The following is a 19,929-nucleotide window of genomic DNA, read 5'->3' on the forward strand; positions in this document are numbered from 1 at the left end:
AGGCAGTTTCATGGACTGGACCCTCGAAGTAGTCATCGTTCCCGTCAGTGACCTCGACCGCTCCATCGAGTTCTACCGTGACAAGGTCGGTTTCGATCTCGACCACCACACCGTCAACGAACACATGACGGTCGCCCAGCTCACTCCGCGTGGTTCGGGCTGCTCGATCGTCATCGGGAACCTGCCGTCGCAGACCGAGATGACCCCTGGTTCGTTGAAGGGATTGCAGTTGGTCGTGGCCGACGCTGCAGCGGCTCGCCAAGAGCTCATCGGCCGCGGCGTCGATGCCAGTGAGGTCACCGTCTTCGACGAGCGTGACGGGGGCACCTTCTTCGGATTCGCCGACCCGGACGGCAATACCTGGGCTGTCCAGCAGCTGAAGGTCCGCGGCGACAAGCCGCTCATTCCGAAGGAGTACCGCGACCGCTTCGGCGCGTAGCAACTGCCTTCCAGGCTGCGTAACCTTCGGGCATGCAGACGGCACAGGGGCGATAGCCGGCCGCAATCGCGGTCGGCTCGTCCGCGAAGAACACCCGACTGGCGACATACCCGCCACGCGCGATTGCCTGCGCGGCCCCTCGACAGTCGAGTCGCCCGTAGATCTTCGTTTTCCGGTGCCCGCCAAGCACACCGGGCGTCGAACTCTCGTAGGGTTTGTTGCGAGCGTCGCGGAGAATGTACGTCTTACTCGGCATCGTGAAGCACCAATCCCAATGTTCGACGCGTACCCGAGTGCACCACGCTGACACCATGTCGCACAGGGGCTCTCGACCACCCACGAGAACTCTGCACCGGTCGATCCCGCGTGGTGAAGATCAAAGCGTGACCTTGCCCGAGAACTGTCACCGTCCCTTTCGACTGGGCGCGCGGCCGCTGTTCCACGAGCAAGAACTCGCCGCCGACGTGGTCGATGCGAGGTCTGTCGAGCCCGATCACGACTTGCAAGGGAAACACCAACTCTCCGTACAAGTCCCGATGCAATGCATTCCAGTCACCAGGTCCGTAGGACAGAAGGATCGGGGTAGGGCGATTCTGACCGGCGTCGTGACACTGATCGATCCATTCTTCGAAAGAATCCGGCCACGGTGCACCCTCGCCCAGCTTGAACGCCCACTCCCGCGCCACGGGCAGGAGGTGTCGGTAGAAGGCGGATCGCATAGCCGTGATCGGCTCCGGTACGGGATCACCGAAGTACCGGTACTCCCCTTGGCCGAAACGGTATCGAGCCATGTCGACGGTGCTCCGGAACCGGTCGACCTCCGAGTACCAGGAAGCAATTTCGCGACATTCCGACTCGTCGAGTATCGGCGTCGTCTGGGCACACCCACTGGAGTCGATTCCCTCGATCAGCGCAGGCCAATCGAGGGATTCAACACGAGCAGACAGAGCGGTGAAGAGGTCCATACGTCGTAGACGACGCGGCGGTCAGGAATGTGAGAATGCCAGCAGCTGGTCAGCCAGATCGTTGTACGTACGGGCGATCCCGGCATAACTGAGCACGGGTTCCGGATTCCAGGTGCCGATCTTCCCCTCCTTCACCGCGGACAAGTTGGACCACGCAGGATTGGCGCCGAGCGTATCCAGTTGCAAACTGGACGGGCGATCGTCGAGGAAGATCATGTCGGCCGGATAGTGGTCCGCCATCTCCCAAGCCAGTTTCTCGACGTAGACCGACGACCCCTCGGCCGGATCGACGACGGCAAGGCCCAATCCCGCCAGATCTGCGAGGATCGGGAAGCCCGAACGACTGACACGAATCGTGTCCGGATCTGCGGACGCGAACAAAACCTGTGAATTATTCAGCGAAGAAGCAACTTCGGAGATCCGTGCACGCGCAGCGTCGTAGTCTTTTCGCTGAGCCTCCACATCCTGGTCCGCCCCGAGTTCCACGGCCAGTTCCACGATCTCTTGCACGGCTCGGTCGATGGTTCCTGCTGCCGTTTCCACGAACAGTACTGTCGACAAGCCTTTCACCGCATCCAAGTTCGCCTCGTCGAGTAGTGCCGAACCACGCAGCTGAGGGACTATGACGACGTCCGGCTCCAGCGCAGCGATCTTCTCGAGTTCCACTTGTCCCCAGAGCTGCCCGACCATGTCGGTTTTCGAGAAATCCAAATTGCCGGAGATGCTGGTGTCCGCTGATCCCGGCGATCGTGTAAGTGCCCCGAAAACTCCGACAGGCACCAGTCCATAATCCCACAGAGCACCCGCGATACCGGTGTAGGTGACAAATCTCCTTGGTGGTGAATCCAATTCGATCAGATTGCCGCGATCATCGGTGAAGGACCAGCCTGCATCGCCTTCGCCCCCGGCGTCTGCGTCCCAACGCGAGCAACCGGTCGCTGCCAGCGCAGCAGCCAATCCTGCTGCAGCGCCGAGGAACCTGCGGCGATTCCAGTCCATCTCGATACGCCGGTGCGGTCGTGGAGTGAACAGCGTGGTCATGTGTGTGCCCTTTCGGCGATTGGTTGAACTGTTGCAGGAGTTGACGAACGAGAAAAGAGAAGGATCGACACCAAACCCGTGAGCATTCCGACGCCGGCACAGAAGACCAACGGCCACAGCAAGGCGAACTCGTCCGGACCGACGAAGAGCGAGCCGCACAACGCAATTCCGACGGCAAGCCCGAGTTGACGCGACGAGTTGGCTGTTGCCGAAGCCGTCCCGGCGCGCTCTGCCGGGGCGTCCGACATCGCGGCACCCGGCAGCACCGGCGACACCATCGCCGAACCGACACCGGTCAGAATCAGCCCGGCGATCAGTGCGGGCCAGAGCGGCTCGGTGAGAACGTACAGCATGGCCACGCAACCGATTCCGCAAAGGATCGTCCCGAATCCGAGCGACAGTCGAAGGTCGACTCGCTGAAGCCGTGATCCACACAAGGCCGATACGAAGACAAAAGCGAGCGGTTGAATCGAGAGCACGAGTGCGGCCGCCGATGCCGACAGTTCCAGCCCGTTCTGCAGCCACAGTGAAAGGACTACGAGCGGGCCGTAGGCCGCGAGGTAGTACCCGAAAGCAGCGACGAGGACGCCGTCGAATTTCAGGGATCGGAACAATGCCGGATCGAGCATCGGACTGCTGCCTCGACGCTGCCAGAACACAAACGCCGTCAGCGCACCGATTGCGATCAGGAAGGCAAGAGCTGTCGACGACGAAGCCCACCCGATGTCGCCGCCCCACGTCACGCCGAGAACCGCGGCAACGGCAGCGAGGGTGAACAAAACGATTCCGGCCCAGTCGATGTTGTCGTCGCCGCGCTCACTGTCGGCGAAACAGAACACAGCCATTGCGAGCGCCACTGCGGCCACGGGGATTCCGGAATAGAAGACCGCACGCCAGTCGAAGAACTGCGTCAGCAGCCCTCCTGCAACATTGCCGATTCCCGCCGCCAATCCAGCGACGGCACCCCACGCGGCAAAAGCCACGTGCCGATCGCGGCCCGAATATGCCTCGCCGAGCAGAGGCAGGAGTGTCGCGAACATCGCCGCACCGGCAATTCCTTGCGCGCCGCGAGCAACGACCAGAACCGTGACGTCCGGAGCAATCGCGCACACGGCCGTTGCAACCAGGAACACGACCAGTCCGCAGATGTAGAGGCGTTTGCGTCCCCACGCATCGCCGAGTGCGCCCATGCCCACAAGAAGCGCGGCAAGAGCCAGCGTGTAGGCGTCGACGACCCATGACATCGCGCCCGTACTGCCGTCCAAACCGACTGCGATGGCCGGCACCGCGATCGTTGTGATCGTGGCGTACGTCAGTAACAGGAAAGTTCCGATGCATGCGGCGATGAGCGGCAGCCATCGTCGTGCCGACATGGTCAACCTCCGGGTAGGGCGGTAAGTGCCCTAACTATGAAGGTTCAAGTGAACTTGAAGTCAAGCGCCGCTTCGACACGAATGTCGAGCTGCTCGAGCAACCACGGGCACTGCATCGGACGCTCTTGCCGACACGTCAGGTGATGCTCGAGGATCAGCTTCGCTCGCGTAGCAGCGGCGATCTGTGCCTCGAGTGTCGACACTTGATTTGCGAGAACCGTCGAGAACTGGTCGGACGTGGTGTCGGTTTCGATGAAGGACCGCACCTGTTCCAAGGACATTCCCGTCTCGGTGTACATCCGGATCAATGCCAGCCGGCGCAGCTCACGCTGCCCGTACCAGCGTTTACCGCCAGTTCGCGACCGCGCGGACAGCAGTCCTTCGTCCTCGTAATAACGCAAGGTCGACGCCGCAATTCCGAACGATTTTGCAACCTCGCCGATCGGGATCAAGTGCTCACGCATTCACCGATCGTAGGCTGAACGCGTAGGCGGTTCCGGCAGTTATGTGTGACTTGGCATACTGACTAACGGAAGGGGTCGCGTAAGTGATCTCACGGCAAAATGCTGGATGCGCTCGTTGAACGAGGGAGAGCTGTGCTGGATCCAACGCGACCTGTCGGGCCGTACTCGTCAGGAGTGCCCGCCACTGCCCTCGAAGTCCGCATGCCGGACCTCGAACGCTTCGGCCTCGCCCAGTTGTGGCGTTCCGCGATCATCGCCGTCGTGTTGTCGACGTCGATCATGCTGGCACTGATCGTGTGGCCTTTCCGCAAGCGTGGACGCACGTGGGCTGACGCCGCCTCCGACGGGATGGTCGACGGCTTCATCGCGCTGGGTCCCACCTTCGTCAAGCTCGGGCAACTGGTCGCGTCGTCGTCAGGCCTGTTCCCCGCCCCCGTCGCCAATGCATGCCTACGTTGCCTCGACGACGTTCCGTCATTTCCTGCCGAGCAGGCCAGAAGCGTCGTGCACGAAGACCTCGGATACTCCGTAGACGACCTGTTCGCGAAATTCGACGACGTACCTCTCGCGGCCGCGTCGGTAGCGCAGGTACACGCGTGCGTTCTGCACGATGGCCGCGAGGCCGTCATCAAGATCCAGCGTCCGGACATCTATGCGCGGATGCTGATCGACCTGAGGGCGGCGTACTGGGGCGCGAACATCCTCGAGAAGTTTGTCGAGTTCCTTCGAATTGCCAATGCCACCGCCATCATTCGCGATCTGCACAACGCAACGATGACGGAGTTGAACAGCGCGGTCGAGGCCGACCGGCAGACCACATTCCGGAACAACATCAGCGCATTCGGTGACAACAAAGGAGTCACGACACCGGAGGTGTACTGGGACTACTGTGGTCCCCGCGTCATCTGTATGGAACGCATGCGCGGCGTTCCACTGGATCGGTTCGTCGCCGGTCCGGACGGCATCGACGAAGCCCGCATGCTGATCCGACGCGGAGTGAAGGTCTGGCTCGAATCAGTCATCGTTCACGGTCCGTTCCACGGAGATGTACACGCGGGAAATTTGTGGGTCCTCGACGACGGCCGGATAGCGATGCTCGACTTCGGCATCGTCGGCGTCCTTCCCGAGACCTGGAGATCCATTCTTTCCGACATGTTCCGAGCCACCCTCATCGACGGTGATTTCGCCCGTGTCGCCCGCGGAATTCGATCCTTGGGATATGCAACCGACTACGAAGTCGACGACGATCAGCTCGGTATGCAGGTCGCAACGGCTCTGGCCCCAATTCTCGGCCGTGACCTCGGTGAACTCAAGCTCAGTGAATTGATCATGGCACTGATTCAGTTGGGCAAGCAGTGGGGTGTTGCGAGTCCCGAGGAATTGGTTCTTTTCGGTAAACAACTCGGATACTTCGAGCGATATGCGACGGCGTTGGCACCTGGTTGGGTGATCGGACAAGACCTTTATCTGTTCAAGAACGTTTTTCCAGAGGCAGTCGCCGAAAAGGTGCAGGAACTCGGCATCACCATGCCTGACGAATAAATTTGTCCCCTATTTCCTTATTCTGCATTTCGTCTGTCGGGGTTAGCCTGTAATGACCCACTGGCCGAGGAGCAAATGTGCAGCCACTTTCTGTAGCCCTCCCGCAAGCGTCGACAGGTCCGAGGAATAACGGGCCGAGTGTCGGCACCACCCTCGGCGCCCTCATGCATTCCACGGACAAGTCCGTGATCGAGCTTCTGGAAAGCCCCGACGGACTCGATGTCGAAATCCGTTCGATCGCCCTCGTCGAGTCCTCCGATATCGACGGCACCGACAGCCGTGGTGCGATCTCCGACATCTACCTCCCCGTGGGGGTTCCCGAATCGACGTTGACGCAGTGGTTGCGAAAGTTCGAAGGCAGGCCGGCGAGGCGTCGTCCGAAGCTCTTGCTCGTCAAGAATGCGCGCGAGGCGACGACGCTTCTGACCGCCGCACGCAACATCGGAATCGCAGTGGCCGCGGTACATCCGCAGGCTAGTTCCGGACACGTCTATTCACTCGTACAACGACTTCTGACACAGAGCATGTACCGTTCGCGGGCCGTCTCAGGAGCTGTGGCCGGTGGCGATTCGGATCTGTTCGCGCTCTCGGAGACGATCGCCGAATTGACCGGCGGACTCGTGACGATCGACGACACGGCACTCCATGTCATCGCATATTCAGCTGCTCACGAAGGTGAAGACGAACTCCGTCAGCTCTCCATACTGGGCCGGGAGTGGCCGATCGAATACACCGAATGGATAGAGCGCAGAGGCGTGTTCGAGCATCTCAGGCGATCGGACGAGGTCATCAGTCTGCCCTCCGAGCCGAGCATCGGAGCCGCGCACAGGTTGGCTGTGAGCATCACCCGCCCGGACCTGTCAGCGCCGACGGGTTCTGTTGCACACCAACACAATCTCGGCAGCATCTGGGTGCAGCGCGCCTCTGAACCTCTTTCCGACGACGCCCAAGCGGTATTGCGGGGTGCAGCGGCAGTCGCCGCACGCATTCTCATGCGAACCTTGGACGCCTCCAGCCGCGAGAATGCCCAATTGCAAAGGCTGTTCGGCGTTCGCTCCGGCGGAGTCGACATGCACTCGCTGGCCGGCTCCTTCGGCATCAACACCGACGGACCGTCTGCGGTCATCGGATTTGCGACATCACTCGCGCCCGGATCGAATCTCGATCGAATCACCAACGCCTTGCGCCTGCGCGCCAGCGCATTCCGCAGCGACGCGGTCACAACGATCATCGACAACCGGATCTACGTGCTGTTTCCTCAGGCCGAACACGAGGTCGCGATCAGCGACTGGGCTTACGACACCGTGGGAGTAGTCGAGGCCCGTGCGGGCATCAGCGTGCGCGCCGCCGTCGCGGTCCCGATCGCGCGATTGCACGGCGTACCCGAGGCGCGTCGAGAAGTGGACCGCGTGCTCGATACCACCGATGATCACGAAACCTCGAAGGTCACCACACTCGCGGCGTCACGCACCGCGGTGTTGCTGGGCGAGATACTCGACCTCGTTGCTGATCACGAGCGATTGCGGGACCCTCGTATCGACAGACTCGTCTCCTACGACGACAAGAACGCCTCTGACATGCAGTTCACGCTCACGGCCTACCTGACAGCTTTCGGGGATGTGAAGAAGGCCGCCTCGTCTCTGAAAGTACATCCGAACACGCTGCGCTACCGCATTCGGCGCGCTGAACAGATCATGGGCATTTCGTTGGACGAGCCGGATACGCGACTGCTCACCGAACTGCAACTCGCCATCTTGGGACGCACCCCGGACGAGTCTGAAAGATACGAAACGTCCGATCAGTGAGATAGGCCTCGAGCCCGTCCTGAACTCTCGAGTAGACAACTGAGGAAGTCGAAGAACAACTCTTACCTCAGGAGATACCTTGCGCACTCGTGGAGCCGTCATTCGCCAAGCACCAGGCACATACGAGGTGGTCGATCTCGAACTCGATTCACCCCGCAGCGGCGAACTCACTGTCAAAATGGTCGCCTCAGGCCTGTGCCACTCGGACGATCACATCGCCAGCGGCGACCACGGAGTCGGCCGCTACCCCATCTGCGGCGGACACGAAGGCGCCGGAATCGTCGTCGAGGTCGGGCCGAACACGGAAGGATGGTCCGAGGGCGATCATGTCGTGTTCTCGTTCCTCGCCGCCTGCGGCCGTTGCCGTTGGTGTGCAAGCGGAATCCAGAACCTCTGCGACAACGGCGCCGCCATCATGACCGGCAGCAGACCCGGCGAAACCTCAAGTTACAGAATGTCTCTCGACGGTCAGCCCGTCGCACAAACCTGCGGCCTGTCCACCTTCAGTGAATACACCACGGTCAGCACTCTCTCGGCTGTGAAAGTCGACAAGCACCTGCCACTCGACGCTTTGTGTCTGCTCGGCTGCGGCGTCGGAACCGGTTGGGGCGCCGCGGTCAACTCCGCTCAGGTGTATCCCGGGCAGACGGTCATCGTCATGGGCGTCGGCGGAATCGGAATCAACGCGGTGCAGGGCGCCTCGCATGCCGGCGCCGCCCACGTGATCGCGGTGGACCCGGTTGCGTTCAAGCGCGACAGTGCATTGAAGTTGGGCGCCACCCATGCCGTGGCCACCATGGAGGAAGCCACCGACATAGCGCGCTCGTTCACCAACGGCCAGGGCGCGGATTCGGCCATCGTCACCGTCGGTGTCACCACCGGAGAACATGTCGCGCAGGCATTCTCGTCGATCCGCAAGGCAGGAACCTGCGTCGTCACCGGCCTCGGAAAGATGACGGACGTCGGAATTCCCGTGAGCCTGATGGAACTCACGCTGTACCAGAAGAGAATTCAGGGATCCCTGTTCGGTGCATCCAATCCCACCGCCGACATTCCCTGGATGATCGATCTCTACACCAGCGGCAAGCTCGAACTCGACGGACTGATCACCAACCGATACACCCTCGACCAGATCAACGACGGTTTCGCCGACATGCATGCCGGTCGCAACCTCCGTGGAATCATCGCCTTCTGAGCGAGTTCTCTCCGGACTTTCGATCGAGAGCAAGTCCGGAGAGATCCTAACTACAGCTTCACCAGGCGTTCATGGTGTCGAGGATTTGTCCTCTGGCCATCCACAATTCAGCAGACCAATACGGCCACGAGTGAATTCCGGCGGGCGGAAAGCTGTACGTCGCTGGGATTCCCAAGGATTTCAGGCGAATTTCGAATGCACGCGCGTGCACCCACGAGAGCGCCTCGAGCCCCATACCCGTCGCCGTGTGGAAGTAATCGATCGGCGCAGAGGGATGATCGTACGGTCCCGGGATGCCGTTGGACGACGAAATGTACATCGACAGTCCGCGAAGCGATTCCGCGTTGACGAACGGGTCGTTGCGAAGCCATCCGGATGACCACGGCGGGCCCCACATCGAATCGACGTTGTACCGGCCGGCGTCGAACATGGCTACGCGGATCGCTTCACGCATACCCGGACCCGAGATATTGATGTAGCCGGACAGCGAGCCGGCGAACTTGAACTGATCCCGATGATGCCCCGCCAGGTTCAACGCGGCACTGCCGCCCATCGACAACCCGATGATCGCATTGTTGGTTGGTGAAACGCCATACCCTGCAAGGAAGTCCGGAAGCTCGCGGGTGAGGAACGTTTCCCACCTGTACGTTATCGGCTGAGCGTTGAAATTGGACGGCGCGTACCAATCCGTGTAGAAACTCGACTCACCGCCGACCGGCATCACCAACGTGATGTTGTCATTGCGGTACTGATCGAGTGCGTTCGTTTCGAAACTCCAAGCATTTCTGTCGTTTTGCGCGCGAAGACCGTCGAGCAGGTACAACGCGGCGTTGCCACCGCGCGCGGCCCACTGCACCTGAACCTTGATGTTTCCCATCGAAGACGGGACCCACAACTCGTCGTACCCACCCCATGGCGCCGAGCGCGCCGGAGTAGCACTCGCGGCGGTCGGACCGAACATACCGCCGAGCAGGAATATCGACAACAACGCCGCTACGAGCACCCGCACCCGCCGTGTATTGCGTTCGGGCAACGTGAATCTGATTCTCTGCAAGGTTGTGTCTTTCCCCGAAACTGCGCATCAAGAAACTCGCTTCGGTAAGTGCATCGTCGGTTCCACTGTCGACGTGTTTGTCCCTTTCCGGGGGCTCCGGTGTTACAAAGTCGAGGTCATCGCAACAATCGGACAACTGTCGTGCCGAGCGAATCCAGGTGGCGAAAAGCACAATTCACGAAGCACGCTGAATGCGCTCACTCAGCCGAGTGACGAAGCGATCGCATCACGACCTGCGGCAGCACACGCTTGGTCCTGCATTCCGTCTGGAGCGCCACCGACACCGATACCGGCGATCGACCCGGCTCCAGCCTTCAATGTGACTCCACCTGCAAGGAAGAGAGTGCCGGGAAGGTCGGCGATGGTTGATCCTTCGCCTTTGGTACGCTGCGAGAGGTCACTGGTGTCGGCTCCGAAAGCTGCAGAGGTGTATGCCTTCTCGCGTGAGGCTTCCACCGTGTGCTGGGCTGCGTTGTCGCCGCGCACCATGGCGATGACATTTCCCGCGCGGTCTACGACGGAGACGGTGACGAAGCCGAGACCGTCGGCGCGGCATTTCGCCAGGGCCGCACCAGCAGCCTTCACTGCTGCGTCGGCACTGAGTCGATTCTGAGTGACAATCGCCGAATCACCGGTCGCGGCAGGCTGCTGCGTGGCAGTAATCGACGTCGTGCTCGATGCGTTCGCCACCGGTGTGTCGGTGGTCGAGCATGCGGCGCTGGCAAGGATTGCGACAACCGGAACGGCGACAGCGAGCGTACGGGGAAGTCGTGTGTAAATGCGGTGGTTCATGTCGGGCACACTTTCAATCGAATGGTTCGAAACCGTCCACTACAGCGTCGCGTCCGGGGGCGGGTGCGCACATCGGGCGCTCGGGTGACGAACCGTGCCCCCTACGGCTACCCGGATATCATCCGAATGGTTGATACGACGGCCTGGTGCCCTCCGTAACATTCGAGGGATGAGTAACGGAGCCATGAACGCCGACGCCGAACGCGGCCTACGCGGCCCGTTGGCGTATGCGATCCACGCGTCGTTCTTCGTACTGCTGTCTACATCGGGAGTTCGGTACGTCACAGTCCACGGGACCAGCGGTCGGTTCGGGGTGGTACTCGTCCTGGCCGTGGTCCTCGCCCTGCTCTACGCCGTCATGGCCACGGTGTCCTCGCGAGATGTGGTTCGCCAACGGCTGTGGATGTGGCCGGTACTGAGCGCATGGGCAGCGCTGGTCTGGCTTGCCCCGAGTTTCGCGTGGTGTGCGTTTCCCGTTCTCTTCCTTTGCATTCGTCTGTATCCGAGCAAGATCGCCTACCCCCTCGTCGGGATCCTGGGCGTCCTCGCCGGTATCGCGTTCTACCGGGTCACCGGTCGTGCCGAATTGGTGACACTTCTCGGGCCGCTGTGCACCGCGGCACTGGTCGCGGCCGCGTACGGGCAGATGGAACGAGATGCCCGAGAACGCCTTCGGCTTCTGCGTCAGGTAGCAGAAGCGCAATCTGCATTGGCAGATACCGAACGCGCTGCCGGCGTTGCCGCTGAGCGAGAGCGCCTCGCGCGCGAAATCCACGACACCGTTACCCAGGGACTGGCGAGCGCCCTTCTACGGCTCGAGGCAGCCGAACAAACGTGGAATACAACGGGTTCGCCGTCTCGAGCCGATGTCGATGCCGCAGCAGAGAACATCCGAACGAGCTTGATGCAGAGTCGCGACCTCGTCCACGATCTGGCGCCGACCAAGGGCGGTACGGGCGACTTCGACGCCTTGGTCGTGGCCGCCGCCCGCCAGTTCGTCCCGGCCGTTCGGATCCGCACCGTCGGTGAAGCCGTCATCTTGCCCTCGGACGTAGCTCATGCCGTCGTGCGAGTGGTCTCGAGCGCGTCCTCCAACATCGCCCGCCACGCTCGCGCCGAAACGGCGGGCGTGACGATCACGTATCTCGACCACTCCGTCTCCGTAGACATCTTCGACGACGGCGTCGGCTTCGATCCGGGAAAGCTCGCCGACCATTCTCGGTACGGTGGATACGGCCTGCGTGCGATGCGAAGCCGCGTCGCACAGCTCGGCGGATCGTTCACCGTGGAAAGTGCACCGGGAGACGGCACCGTCGTCGCGGCCCAGTTCCCTCTCGAACGGAGGATCCGGTGACCACCACCATTCGCGTGTTCCTCGTCGACGATCATCTGGTCGTGCGAGCCGGGCTGAGAGCGCTGCTGAACACTCAGCCGGACGTCGAAGTAGTAGGCGAAGCATCGTCCGGCGAGGAGGCGGCCACGGCGATACCGTCGGCCTCACCGGATCTGGTGATGATGGATCTGGACATGGGCACCGGCATGCACGGTGCAGAAGCGATCAAACGCCTGCGAAGCGACGGTGTCGATGTTCCCGTACTGGTTTTCACGACGTATGACACCGACGCCGACGTCGTGCGGGCCGTGGACGCCGGTGCCATCGGTTACCTACTCAAGGACTCGACTCCTGACGAGATCTTCGGCGCGGTGCGCGGCGCGCTCGCCGGGCGCAGCGTCCTCTCCCCCGCCGTGGCCTCTCGTCTCGTCCAGCAGATGCAGCGCCCGCAGGAAGCGCTCACCGCCCGTGAGTCCGAACTGCTCAGCCTGCTCGCCGAGGGGATGACCAACCGCGAGCTGGGTAAAGCGCTCTTCATCAGCGAAGCGACGGTGAAAACACACCTCGGGCACATCTACGCCAAACTCGGTGTCGATAACCGCTCTGCCGCAGTGTCCGTCGCACTACGTCGCGACGGAATACGCTGACCTCGGTGGCAGCCGAACAGCTCAGCCGCCCATCGCCTTACGCACTCCGTCGATCAGTTCGAGGAATTCAGCCTTGGGAGCAAAGTCGACATACTCCGAGTCGTCGATCGCTCCGGGAACGTGACCGGGTGCCCAGTAGAACACGTCGCCGGCATCGTAGGTTTGCCGACCTGCTTCGGAATCTGTGTAGATCCTTCCTTTCAAGACGTATCCGTAGTGCGGACATTGACAGCGCCCGCCTTCCAATTGTGCGAACGGTTCGGCGAAGTCTGCACCAGCAGGAATTTTGACGAAGTTGACGATCATGTCGCCTTCTTCTCGCATCCGCAATTCGAATTCGCCGTCCTGCAACACGATGGGAAGATCGTGAGCCGAGATGGTGCGCATAGGAGTACCTTTCGACTTCAGAAGGGGAAGGTCTGCGCCGCTGGCCGGCTGGTTCGCCACTGCCAGGCGGTGAATTCGTCCCAACTGCTTTGAGTTCCGAATCTCGCGCCGTTTCCGGAGGCACCCGTGCCACCGAATGGTGCATAGGCATCGTTGTTCAAAGTCTGATCGTTGATGTGCACGATGCCGGTACGCAGTCGGTCCGCGATCCGCTCGCCGCGTTCAACCGATCCTGTTTGAATGGCAGCAACCAGACCGTATTCGCTGTCATTGGCCGACCTGACTGCCTCGTCTTCGTCCTTGACGATCACGACGGGCGCCACGGGCCCGAAGATTTCTTCACGGAACGCGGGCATGTCCGAGGTGACTCCGGCCAGGACGGTCGGCTGATAGAAGAGCCCTTCGTATGTTCCACCGGCGCGGATTTCGGCGCCGGCCGCCTTGGTGCCCTGGACGATTCGATCGACGTTCGCAATCTGCCGCGCGTTGATGAGCGGTCCGAGAGCGACGTCGCCTGTATTGGGATCCCCGACCGGCAGGACCGCTGCGCGCTTGGCCAGCAGGTCCAGGTACTGATCGGCGACCGATTCCAACACGATGTGGCGGCCTGCGGTCATGCAGACCTGCCCCTGATGCAGGAACGAACCCCACGCGCCCGCCGAGCTCGCGGCATCCAGGTCTGCGTCGTCGAGGACGATCAGCGCATTGTTCCCACCCAGTTCCAGCGAGACACGCTTGAGCGTGCGACCGGCAGTTGCCCCGACCTGACGGCCGACGGCGGTCGAACCCGTGAAGGACACCATCGCGATGCTCGGGCTCTCGCACAATGCCTGACCAGGTGCCGCGTCACCGGCGAGCACATGCAGGAGGCCTTCGGGAAGACCTGCGGACGTGAACAATTCCGCGATGACCGCACCCCCGCTGATCGCGGTTTGAACATCCGGCTTGAGAACGACGCCATTTCCGAGTGCCAAGGCGGGGGCGACAGCGCGCATGGCGAGGAGAAGCGGGAAATTCCACGGGCTGATCACGCCGACCACACCCAGGGGCACCCGGCGACCGATGCTCGTGCGCCCCTCCTGGCTGGCGGGCAGGAGGTGCCCGAACGGCTGTGTCGGCAGCGCCGAGGCTTCCCACAGTTCGGAGATGACAAGATCAACTTCGAATGCGGCTTTCCCTGGTACGGAACCACCTTCACGGATCAACCAGCGCTCCACCTCGGCTCGCTCGGCTTCCAAAATCTGCGCTGCCTTACGGATCACCGAAGCGCGAGCCTGCCCGATCGTCGCCGCCCACGCCGGCTGCGCGGCCGACGCGATGTGTGCCGCTCGATCGATATCCGCAGCAGTCGCCGTGCCGATCACACCGAGCACCTCGCCGGTAGCCGGTTCGAGCGACTCGACGGTGTCACCGCCTCCGTCGATCCATTGGCCGTCGAAAATCTTTCCGTGCCATTGCTGATGAGCGAGCAGATTCGTCATGCGTTCCTCGATTCGTAGCTTTCGCTGCGGTCCTCGCTGTTCGTGGACCTGAGCTCTTCGCGAGCCTGAAAAGCGATCTGGAACACACTCTGCCCCGGTATTCGGGCTCCCAGTTGTCGTGATCGGACACGTTTGTTGTTCGGATGCGACAGATCAGTGACGTTCGCGGGCGTTCGGATCAGGCGAGTTACGTACTTCCGACGGCGCCGCACCGAATTCCGCTTTGAATGCACGCGAAAACGCTGGTGCGTCATGGAAACACCATCGTGCGGCCAGGATGGAGATCGAATGACCCCGCAGTGAGACGTCGGTGAGATCGCGGCGTACGCGGATCAACCGTTCGCGGCGAATCAGCGCACTGAGGGTCAGATCCCCGTCACCGAAGTGACGCTGAACGGTTCGCGGCGACAGGTGCAACGCACCGGCGATCGACGCGACCGAGAGGTCTGGTGAGTCGAGATTCCGAAGCGCATATCGCAAGATCTCCTCTCGCGTCGAACGTCCGGGTGTCGCGGGCGCAGATCCTTGCATCAGAACTGCCGAAGCGAGATTGACTCCAGCATCTCCGAGAAGCCCGGCTGCGCTGCCGTCGACCTGGGATGCAACAGCGCCCGAGATGAAATTTTCCAGCAATGCACCGGACCCACGCCGACCGTCGTGGGTGCGCTCGAGCGCGCAATTCAGTTCTCGCTCGGTCAGACTCACCGCACTGCGCGGTAGGGTCATGACGGTGCACGACCAGTGACCGTCGAAACGCAGCGCGTACGAATGCTCGACGTCGTAGAGAATCATCGCGCCGGGCGGGGCCGTCAACTCGCGGTCCGATTGGCGCAGTATCGCGCTCCCGGTTCGGACCGTGCAGATCTTGAGCAGATCACTACCGTGTCGCTTTGCTGCGCGTGCGCTCCGCCGCAGTATCTGCGGTGAACCGGAGATGTCGAAAGCGCCTACATCCCCGAGACTTACGCCGCTGACCGTACCGACAGGCGCGGCATCGACGGAACTCTCGGGGCACAGGCCACCGAAGGTCTCCGACATCTCGCAGTGCCACTGCTGCACAGATTCCGGCAGGCTCGCAGGCGTGGCAGACACTGCAGACATGGCGGGCTACTTGATCGAAGATCCGTGCTGCGTCAACGGCATGACCTCGATGGTCATGTACGGGAACAGGGGCAGGTTCCAGAGAATCTCATGGAGTTCGTCAGCCGACTCGACATCGAAGATGCTGATGTTGCTGAACTGTCCCACAATTCGCCACAGATGCACCCACTTTCCCTGTCGCTGAAGGTCTTGCGAGTACGCCTTCTCCGTTGCGACGGTATCGGCGCGTACTTCCGGATCCAGGTCGCGCGGAATATCGACGTCCATCCGAACGTGAAAGAGTGCCATGTTCTTCTATCCTCTAGTTCCTGGTCCAGGTCTTGACGGCGTCCATGTTCAGTTCGACTCCCAGGCCAGGTCCGGCGGGGAGGTGCAACTGACCCTCGGAATACTTCAGGGGTTCCTGAAGCAACTCTTCACTGAAGAGCAGTGGGCCGAAAAGCTCTGTTCCGAAGTTGATTCCGGGCTCGGCGCACGCGAAGTGCAACGAAGCGGCGGTGCCGATCGGGCCTTCGATGGACGTCGCACCGTGGCACGCGATACCGGCGGCCTTGGCAATCGCGACGATGTCGCGGCTGCGCTGGAGGCCACCACATTTGGTGGTCTTGAGGGCGATGACATCGGCGGCGCTCCGGCGGGCGATTTCCAGAGCGTCGTGTGGGGTCTGCACACTCTCGTCGGCCATGATCGGAATCGGTAGAAGCCTACTGAGTTCGGCGAGGACCTCGATTTGGTCTGCCGGAGTGGGTTGTTCGATCAGTTCGACTCCACCCTCGGCGAGTTGCGGCAAGTACCGCAGGGCAGTGAAGCGATCCCACCGTGCGTTGACGTCGACACGGACTCCGGCGTGGCCGTCCAGCGCCTGCGCGATGTTGACGATGCGCGCAACGTCGACTGCTGGATCGAGTGCTCCCATCTTGAGTTTGAAGCTGAAATTGAGCCGGGATTCGAGCTTTTCGTGAGCTTCCTCGATGATCTCGTCCGCCGGCGCAGCACCCAGTGCCCACGTGACGTCGACACTCTCGCGGAAAGCCCCGCCGAGGAGCGTGTGCACGGGGACTCCCAGGCTACGCGCCCAGGCGTCGTGCAACGCCACGTCGACGGCGGCCTTCGCGAATCGTGCATTGGCAACAACTTTTTCGATGTCGGCCATGATCGCGGTGATGTGATCCACGCGCCTGCCGACCACCACGGGAGCGATGTACTTCTCGATGATGACCTGCATCGTCTCCACCGATTCGCCACCCCACCACGGCCCGCCCGGAACGACTCCTTCGCCGTATCCGATCACCCCGTCGGAGGTGCGAATCGCGACCAGCAACAACGGCTGCGCCGTCATCGACGTGGTGGCGAACTTGTGGGGGCGAACCAGCGGAACGTCGAGGATGGTCGTCTCGATGGAGACGATCGACAGGTCTGTCATCAAATCACTTTCTTCAGAGCAGTTGTGGATCAGGCCGGATCGAGCACGAAGTCGTATGTGACCCGGTTGGTTCCGTCGGCACCTGGCTTCGGATCGAGAATCAGTTCGGGCTTCGTCGCCGTTGCCACGTCGTTCTCGATCCACTCTCCATCCTTGAAATAGAGCTGGGTGGTGATGGTGCGCTTACCGGGAGCCTTCACCATGAGGTGCAGGTGAGCCGGACGCCACGGGTGCCAGCCGGCCTTCTCGATGAACCAGCCGGTGGGGCCGTCGGTCGGGATCTGGTACGGCGCAGGCTGAATCGTGGTGATCTCGAAGCGTCCCTCGTCGTCGGCGACGATCGTTCCGCGGAGGTTGCCGTCGGGGATGTGCGGCGCGAAATGGGAGTAGTAGCCTTCGTCGTCCGCGTGCCAGAGTTCGACGGTTGCACCGCCCAACCCCTTGCCGTCGAGATCGCGAACCTGGCCCTCGAAGACCAGCTTCGATCCAACCTCGTTGTCACGCATCGGAAGTTCACACTTGGCAGGCAACGTCTTGGCATCGGCAACGTAGTACGGGCCCTCGATGCTTCCCTTGGTGCCGTGCTGGCCGCGGTACGCGACCTCCTCGACGTTGTGCTCGAGGAAGACGTCCAGCCACAGGGGCCACTCGCCGAACTGGCCGATGTCGATGAGCCACTGCTTGAGGACGCGGTACTCGGGGTAGGTGATGCCGTGCTTGTCGATGACGCCTGCGAGTGCCTCGAGCACGTCCTTGGCGATGGCCGAGACGCGTTCGGGCGGGGTGTCCGCGCTGACTCGTTCCTGGAGGAACTTGTCGGTGGCGGCAGTACCCGAACCTACTGCGGTGGGGCTCTCGGAAGTGGTCATGTGGTCCTCCTCGGGGCCGTATGTGGCTGTTACCGGGTGGGTGCCGTACTGCTGGGCTGCGTCGGCTCCCCAAGTTTGGGTTGTACGCTCTGCGTACATCTGTTACGCTGTGCGTACGCTTGTACTGTGCGCCCAGTCACAAGGTTTGTCAACCTTCGAAGGCGTCGATCGGGCATACCCGCAGATGAAAGGCCATTCCGTGAGCGAGAACGATCGCGATTACATCCAGAGCATCGAGCGTGGATTTGCTGTGCTGACGGCCTTCGACGAGAAGAACCCCAACCCGTCGCTCGCCGATCTTGCCGCCGAAACGGGTCTCTCCCGCCCAGCGGTCCGGCGCATCCTCCTCACGCTGCAGAAGCTCGGATACGTCACCGGCAACAACAGTCGGTGGTCGCTCACCCCACGCGTTCTGAGCATCGGGCAGCACTTCTCGGCATCACATGCCTTGACGGAGGCGGCGCTCCCTCGTCTGTTGGAGATCGCAGAACACACCCACGAGTCGGCGTCGCTCGGGGTGCTCGACGGTGTCGACGTGGTCTACGCCGCGCGTGTACCCGTCCGGCGGATCATGAGCATCAACGTCAGCGTCGGCACCCGAGTGCCTGCATATGCCACCTCCATGGGTCGAGCCCTGCTAGCTTGGGCGCCAACCGAAATCGTCGACAACGTCATCGCGAACTCCACGTTCGACGCCCTCACACCCACCACGATCACCGACGAAGGCGCATTCCATACCGCCCTCCGGGTGGTGCGCGAGCAGGGATACGCGCTCACATCGGAGGAACTGGAAGACGGCCTGATTTCCCTCGCTGCTCCCGTCCGCGACGCCGGTGGAAGCGTCGTCGGAGTGACAGCGTGTTCGACCTCGGCCGGACGAACATCCCCGGAAGCTTTCCGCGCCGACGTCGCGCCTTTCCTCGTCGAGAAGGCGAACCAACTCAGCGCGGACATGGGGTACCGAAGCTAGCGCCTCAACACCTCGGAAGGCAGCAATCCGTACTTACGCCGAAAGGACGACGCGAACCGTCCGGTGTGCGTGAAACCCCATCTCACAGCGACATTGGTGACCGTCGTCGAGTCGTCGGCATCCACCAGATCTGCATGGACCCGCTCGAGACGGATGTCGAGCAGGCATTCCGACGGACTCCGGCCCACGTACTGCCGAAATCCCTCCTGCAATCTCCGTACGCTGACGCCCGCCACCTCCGCCATCTCGGCTGCGGTCCACACGCGGGCCGGGTCGTCGTGCATCTCGTCGAGCACCCGCTTGACGATGCGTGGCCTGGCGTGTCGCACCGCGTCCTCGCTTTCGGGCATTGCGGCAAGGACGAATGCCGTGACCACGGCGCCGGAGAGCTGACCTGCCACCAGTTCGTTGTGCAGCACGCCGACCGGGCCGAGTATCTGATCCGACAGTGAGCGAACAAATTTCAGCCATCTGGCTCCGTCGTCGCCCCGAAGATCCACCTGATCAGGCAAGTGCATTCCGGGTCGACCGAGAACCTTTTCCATCTCACGGTCGAGGTACTGACGGTCCATCCGGACTCCGACGATCTCGCAGTCCGCACTCCACCGCGTAATTCTTGTCGTGATGTCGGGTGGACATACCGTCGCAACACCCTGCGTCGAGAGCACGTGCGAGCCCGCGAACACCGACTCGAGCTCGCCCGAGAGCGGGATGTTCACCCCATAGGCACCGGGATGATCGGATTCGACGGCGACGTCTGCTCCCCACCGAATATGAGCGATCCTCAGCGGTCCCAACTCGGTGGTGCACACCCCGACTCCACTGGCCGCATGCCGAGACAACGGCGTCAGCGAGTGCGGAAAGTAGGCGTCCGAAACCGCATGACACGCCTCGTCCCAGTCGCGGGGAGCTGTACCGATCATGGAGTCGACCATCGTCCTTCTTCACCTTCCAAACCCGTGACCAGCCACATTGCCGAGCAAGGGCGCTGAACATCATTGAACACTGTGTCCCCGGTCACTTCCAAGAGAAAACGGGTACGGGCCGC

The 19,929-nt window shown here is 61.9% G+C and carries 21 protein-coding genes; 7 read left to right on the top strand and 14 right to left on the bottom strand.

Going from position 1 to position 19,929, the window contains the following annotated elements:
- Window positions 1-10 precede the first annotated feature (10 nt).
- Window positions 11-439, top strand: coding sequence for a VOC family protein (locus KTR60_RS25865; protein WP_007729747.1), 429 nt, complete (start codon window positions 11-13; stop codon window positions 437-439).
- Here the strand turns inward: KTR60_RS25865 and KTR60_RS25870 are convergent.
- The 5 genes from KTR60_RS25870 to KTR60_RS25890 are packed head-to-tail and all read right to left on the bottom strand — an operon-like array spanning window position 402 to window position 4,282.
- Entirely contained in the window at window positions 402-695 is a 294-nt protein-coding gene (locus tag KTR60_RS25870) for an Ada metal-binding domain-containing protein (RefSeq protein ID WP_007729748.1), read from the bottom strand. The genes KTR60_RS25865 and KTR60_RS25870 overlap by 38 nt on opposite strands.
- Window positions 685-1,404 (bottom strand): 2OG-Fe(II) oxygenase, encoded by a 720-nt coding sequence (locus KTR60_RS25875; RefSeq protein WP_007729749.1) that lies wholly within the window; start codon window positions 1,402-1,404, stop codon window positions 685-687. Before KTR60_RS25875 ends, KTR60_RS25870 begins: the two co-directional genes overlap by 11 nt.
- A 21-nt stretch (window positions 1,405-1,425) precedes the next feature.
- Window positions 1,426-2,445 carry an ABC transporter substrate-binding protein gene (locus tag KTR60_RS25880; protein ID WP_007729750.1) on the bottom strand — a complete coding sequence of 340 codons (1,020 nt, stop codon included), beginning with the start codon at window positions 2,443-2,445 and terminating at the stop codon, window positions 1,426-1,428.
- Window positions 2,442-3,818 (bottom strand): MFS transporter, encoded by a 1,377-nt coding sequence (locus KTR60_RS25885; RefSeq protein ID WP_125052167.1) that lies wholly within the window; start codon window positions 3,816-3,818, stop codon window positions 2,442-2,444. The genes KTR60_RS25880 and KTR60_RS25885 overlap by 4 nt, the downstream gene beginning before the upstream one ends.
- A 44-nt stretch (window positions 3,819-3,862) precedes the next feature.
- Complete coding sequence (locus tag KTR60_RS25890) at window positions 3,863-4,282, bottom strand: MerR family transcriptional regulator (protein WP_125052169.1); 420 nt, start codon at window positions 4,280-4,282, stop codon at window positions 3,863-3,865.
- Window positions 4,283-4,414: 132 nt separating this feature from the next.
- Here KTR60_RS25890 and KTR60_RS25895 point away from each other — a divergent pair, with 132 nt between their 5' ends.
- The 3 genes from KTR60_RS25895 to KTR60_RS25905 all read left to right on the top strand — a co-directional run bounded on the left by KTR60_RS25895 (window position 4,415) and on the right by KTR60_RS25905 (window position 8,824).
- Complete coding sequence (locus KTR60_RS25895) at window positions 4,415-5,824, top strand: ABC1 kinase family protein (RefSeq protein ID WP_030536471.1); 1,410 nt, start codon at window positions 4,415-4,417, stop codon at window positions 5,822-5,824.
- 164 nt (window positions 5,825-5,988) lie between these two features.
- On the top strand, window positions 5,989-7,629 hold the full coding sequence (locus KTR60_RS25900) for a PucR family transcriptional regulator (RefSeq protein ID WP_042447157.1): 1,641 nt from the start codon (window positions 5,989-5,991) through the stop codon (window positions 7,627-7,629).
- A gap of 79 nt (window positions 7,630-7,708) precedes the next feature.
- Window positions 7,709-8,824 carry an NDMA-dependent alcohol dehydrogenase gene (locus KTR60_RS25905; RefSeq protein ID WP_042447159.1) on the top strand — a complete coding sequence of 372 codons (1,116 nt, stop codon included), beginning with the start codon at window positions 7,709-7,711 and terminating at the stop codon, window positions 8,822-8,824.
- A 58-nt stretch (window positions 8,825-8,882) separates the two neighbouring features.
- Here the strand turns inward: KTR60_RS25905 and KTR60_RS25910 are convergent, their stop codons facing one another.
- Window positions 8,883-9,833 (bottom strand): alpha/beta hydrolase, encoded by a 951-nt coding sequence (locus KTR60_RS25910; RefSeq protein WP_003940156.1) that lies wholly within the window; start codon window positions 9,831-9,833, stop codon window positions 8,883-8,885.
- A gap of 246 nt (window positions 9,834-10,079) precedes the next feature.
- Window positions 10,080-10,670: a GlcG/HbpS family heme-binding protein gene (locus tag KTR60_RS25915; RefSeq protein ID WP_003940245.1), complete on the bottom strand. Its 591-nt coding sequence runs from the start codon at window positions 10,668-10,670 to the stop codon at window positions 10,080-10,082.
- Between the two features lie 184 nt (window positions 10,671-10,854).
- On the opposite strand from KTR60_RS25915, the gene KTR60_RS25920 reads away from it, so the two are divergent.
- Window positions 10,855-12,024 carry a sensor histidine kinase gene (locus KTR60_RS25920; RefSeq protein WP_030536467.1) on the top strand — a complete coding sequence of 390 codons (1,170 nt, stop codon included), beginning with the start codon at window positions 10,855-10,857 and terminating at the stop codon, window positions 12,022-12,024.
- Entirely contained in the window at window positions 12,021-12,650 is a 630-nt protein-coding gene (locus KTR60_RS25925; protein WP_125052171.1) for a response regulator, read from the top strand. Before KTR60_RS25920 ends, KTR60_RS25925 begins: the two co-directional genes overlap by 4 nt.
- A 21-nt stretch (window positions 12,651-12,671) precedes the next feature.
- Here the strand turns inward: KTR60_RS25925 and KTR60_RS25930 are convergent, their stop codons facing one another.
- The 6 genes from KTR60_RS25930 to catA all read right to left on the bottom strand — a co-directional run bounded on the left by KTR60_RS25930 (window position 12,672) and on the right by catA (window position 17,911).
- Window positions 12,672-13,037, bottom strand: coding sequence for a hypothetical protein (locus KTR60_RS25930; RefSeq protein WP_065351503.1), 366 nt, complete (start codon window positions 13,035-13,037; stop codon window positions 12,672-12,674).
- Window positions 13,038-13,054: 17 nt separating this feature from the next.
- On the bottom strand, window positions 13,055-14,518 hold the full coding sequence (locus KTR60_RS25935) for a benzaldehyde dehydrogenase (protein WP_228401405.1): 1,464 nt from the start codon (window positions 14,516-14,518) through the stop codon (window positions 13,055-13,057).
- A gap of 153 nt (window positions 14,519-14,671) precedes the next feature.
- Window positions 14,672-15,619: a helix-turn-helix domain-containing protein gene (locus KTR60_RS25940; protein ID WP_042447166.1), complete on the bottom strand. Its 948-nt coding sequence runs from the start codon at window positions 15,617-15,619 to the stop codon at window positions 14,672-14,674.
- 6 nt (window positions 15,620-15,625) lie between these two features.
- Complete coding sequence (catC, locus tag KTR60_RS25945; protein ID WP_003940264.1) at window positions 15,626-15,907, bottom strand: muconolactone Delta-isomerase; 282 nt, start codon at window positions 15,905-15,907, stop codon at window positions 15,626-15,628.
- Between the two features lie 13 nt (window positions 15,908-15,920).
- The gene (locus tag KTR60_RS25950) at window positions 15,921-17,042 is read right to left on the bottom strand and encodes a muconate/chloromuconate family cycloisomerase (RefSeq protein ID WP_003940572.1); all 1,122 of its coding nucleotides are present in this window, start codon (window positions 17,040-17,042) and stop codon (window positions 15,921-15,923) included.
- 29 nt (window positions 17,043-17,071) lie between these two features.
- Complete coding sequence (gene catA, locus KTR60_RS25955; RefSeq protein ID WP_003940427.1) at window positions 17,072-17,911, bottom strand: catechol 1,2-dioxygenase; 840 nt, start codon at window positions 17,909-17,911, stop codon at window positions 17,072-17,074.
- A 199-nt stretch (window positions 17,912-18,110) separates the two neighbouring features.
- Between catA and KTR60_RS25960 the strand changes: the two genes are divergently transcribed.
- A complete protein-coding gene (locus KTR60_RS25960; RefSeq protein WP_003939932.1) occupies window positions 18,111-18,881 on the top strand; it encodes an IclR family transcriptional regulator in 771 nt (256 codons plus the stop codon).
- Here KTR60_RS25960 and KTR60_RS25965 read toward each other — a convergent pair.
- Complete coding sequence (locus KTR60_RS25965; RefSeq protein WP_228401406.1) at window positions 18,878-19,816, bottom strand: AraC family transcriptional regulator; 939 nt, start codon at window positions 19,814-19,816, stop codon at window positions 18,878-18,880. The two genes, KTR60_RS25960 and KTR60_RS25965, sit on opposite strands and share 4 nt — an antisense overlap.
- Between the last annotated feature and the right edge of the window lie 113 nt (window positions 19,817-19,929).

Source organism: Rhodococcus sp. C1 (assembly GCF_020809065.1).
Lineage (GTDB): Bacteria > Actinomycetota > Actinomycetes > Mycobacteriales > Mycobacteriaceae > Rhodococcus_F > Rhodococcus_F qingshengii.

Coding starts and splice junctions, on each gene's coding strand:
- KTR60_RS25865 (WP_007729747.1), top strand. CDS start 11: ATGGACTGGACCCTCGAAGTAGTCATCGTTCCCGTCAGTGACCTCGAC.
- KTR60_RS25870 (WP_007729748.1), bottom strand. CDS start 695: ATGCCGAGTAAGACGTACATTCTCCGCGACGCTCGCAACAAACCCTAC.
- KTR60_RS25875 (WP_007729749.1), bottom strand. CDS start 1,404: ATGGACCTCTTCACCGCTCTGTCTGCTCGTGTTGAATCCCTCGATTGG.
- KTR60_RS25880 (WP_007729750.1), bottom strand. CDS start 2,445: ATGACCACGCTGTTCACTCCACGACCGCACCGGCGTATCGAGATGGAC.
- KTR60_RS25885 (WP_125052167.1), bottom strand. CDS start 3,818: ATGTCGGCACGACGATGGCTGCCGCTCATCGCCGCATGCATCGGAACT.
- KTR60_RS25890 (WP_125052169.1), bottom strand. CDS start 4,282: ATGCGTGAGCACTTGATCCCGATCGGCGAGGTTGCAAAATCGTTCGGA.
- KTR60_RS25900 (WP_042447157.1), top strand. CDS start 5,989: ATGCATTCCACGGACAAGTCCGTGATCGAGCTTCTGGAAAGCCCCGAC.
- KTR60_RS25915 (WP_003940245.1), bottom strand. CDS start 10,670: ATGAACCACCGCATTTACACACGACTTCCCCGTACGCTCGCTGTCGCC.
- KTR60_RS25920 (WP_030536467.1), top strand. CDS start 10,855: ATGAACGCCGACGCCGAACGCGGCCTACGCGGCCCGTTGGCGTATGCG.
- KTR60_RS25930 (WP_065351503.1), bottom strand. CDS start 13,037: ATGCGCACCATCTCGGCTCACGATCTTCCCATCGTGTTGCAGGACGGC.
- KTR60_RS25935 (WP_228401405.1), bottom strand. CDS start 14,518: ATGACGAATCTGCTCGCTCATCAGCAATGGCACGGAAAGATTTTCGAC.
- KTR60_RS25940 (WP_042447166.1), bottom strand. CDS start 15,619: ATGTCTGCAGTGTCTGCCACGCCTGCGAGCCTGCCGGAATCTGTGCAG.
- catC (WP_003940264.1), bottom strand. CDS start 15,907: ATGGCACTCTTTCACGTTCGGATGGACGTCGATATTCCGCGCGACCTG.
- KTR60_RS25950 (WP_003940572.1), bottom strand. CDS start 17,042: ATGACAGACCTGTCGATCGTCTCCATCGAGACGACCATCCTCGACGTT.
- catA (WP_003940427.1), bottom strand. CDS start 17,911: ATGACCACTTCCGAGAGCCCCACCGCAGTAGGTTCGGGTACTGCCGCC.
- KTR60_RS25965 (WP_228401406.1), bottom strand. CDS start 19,816: ATGGTCGACTCCATGATCGGTACAGCTCCCCGCGACTGGGACGAGGCG.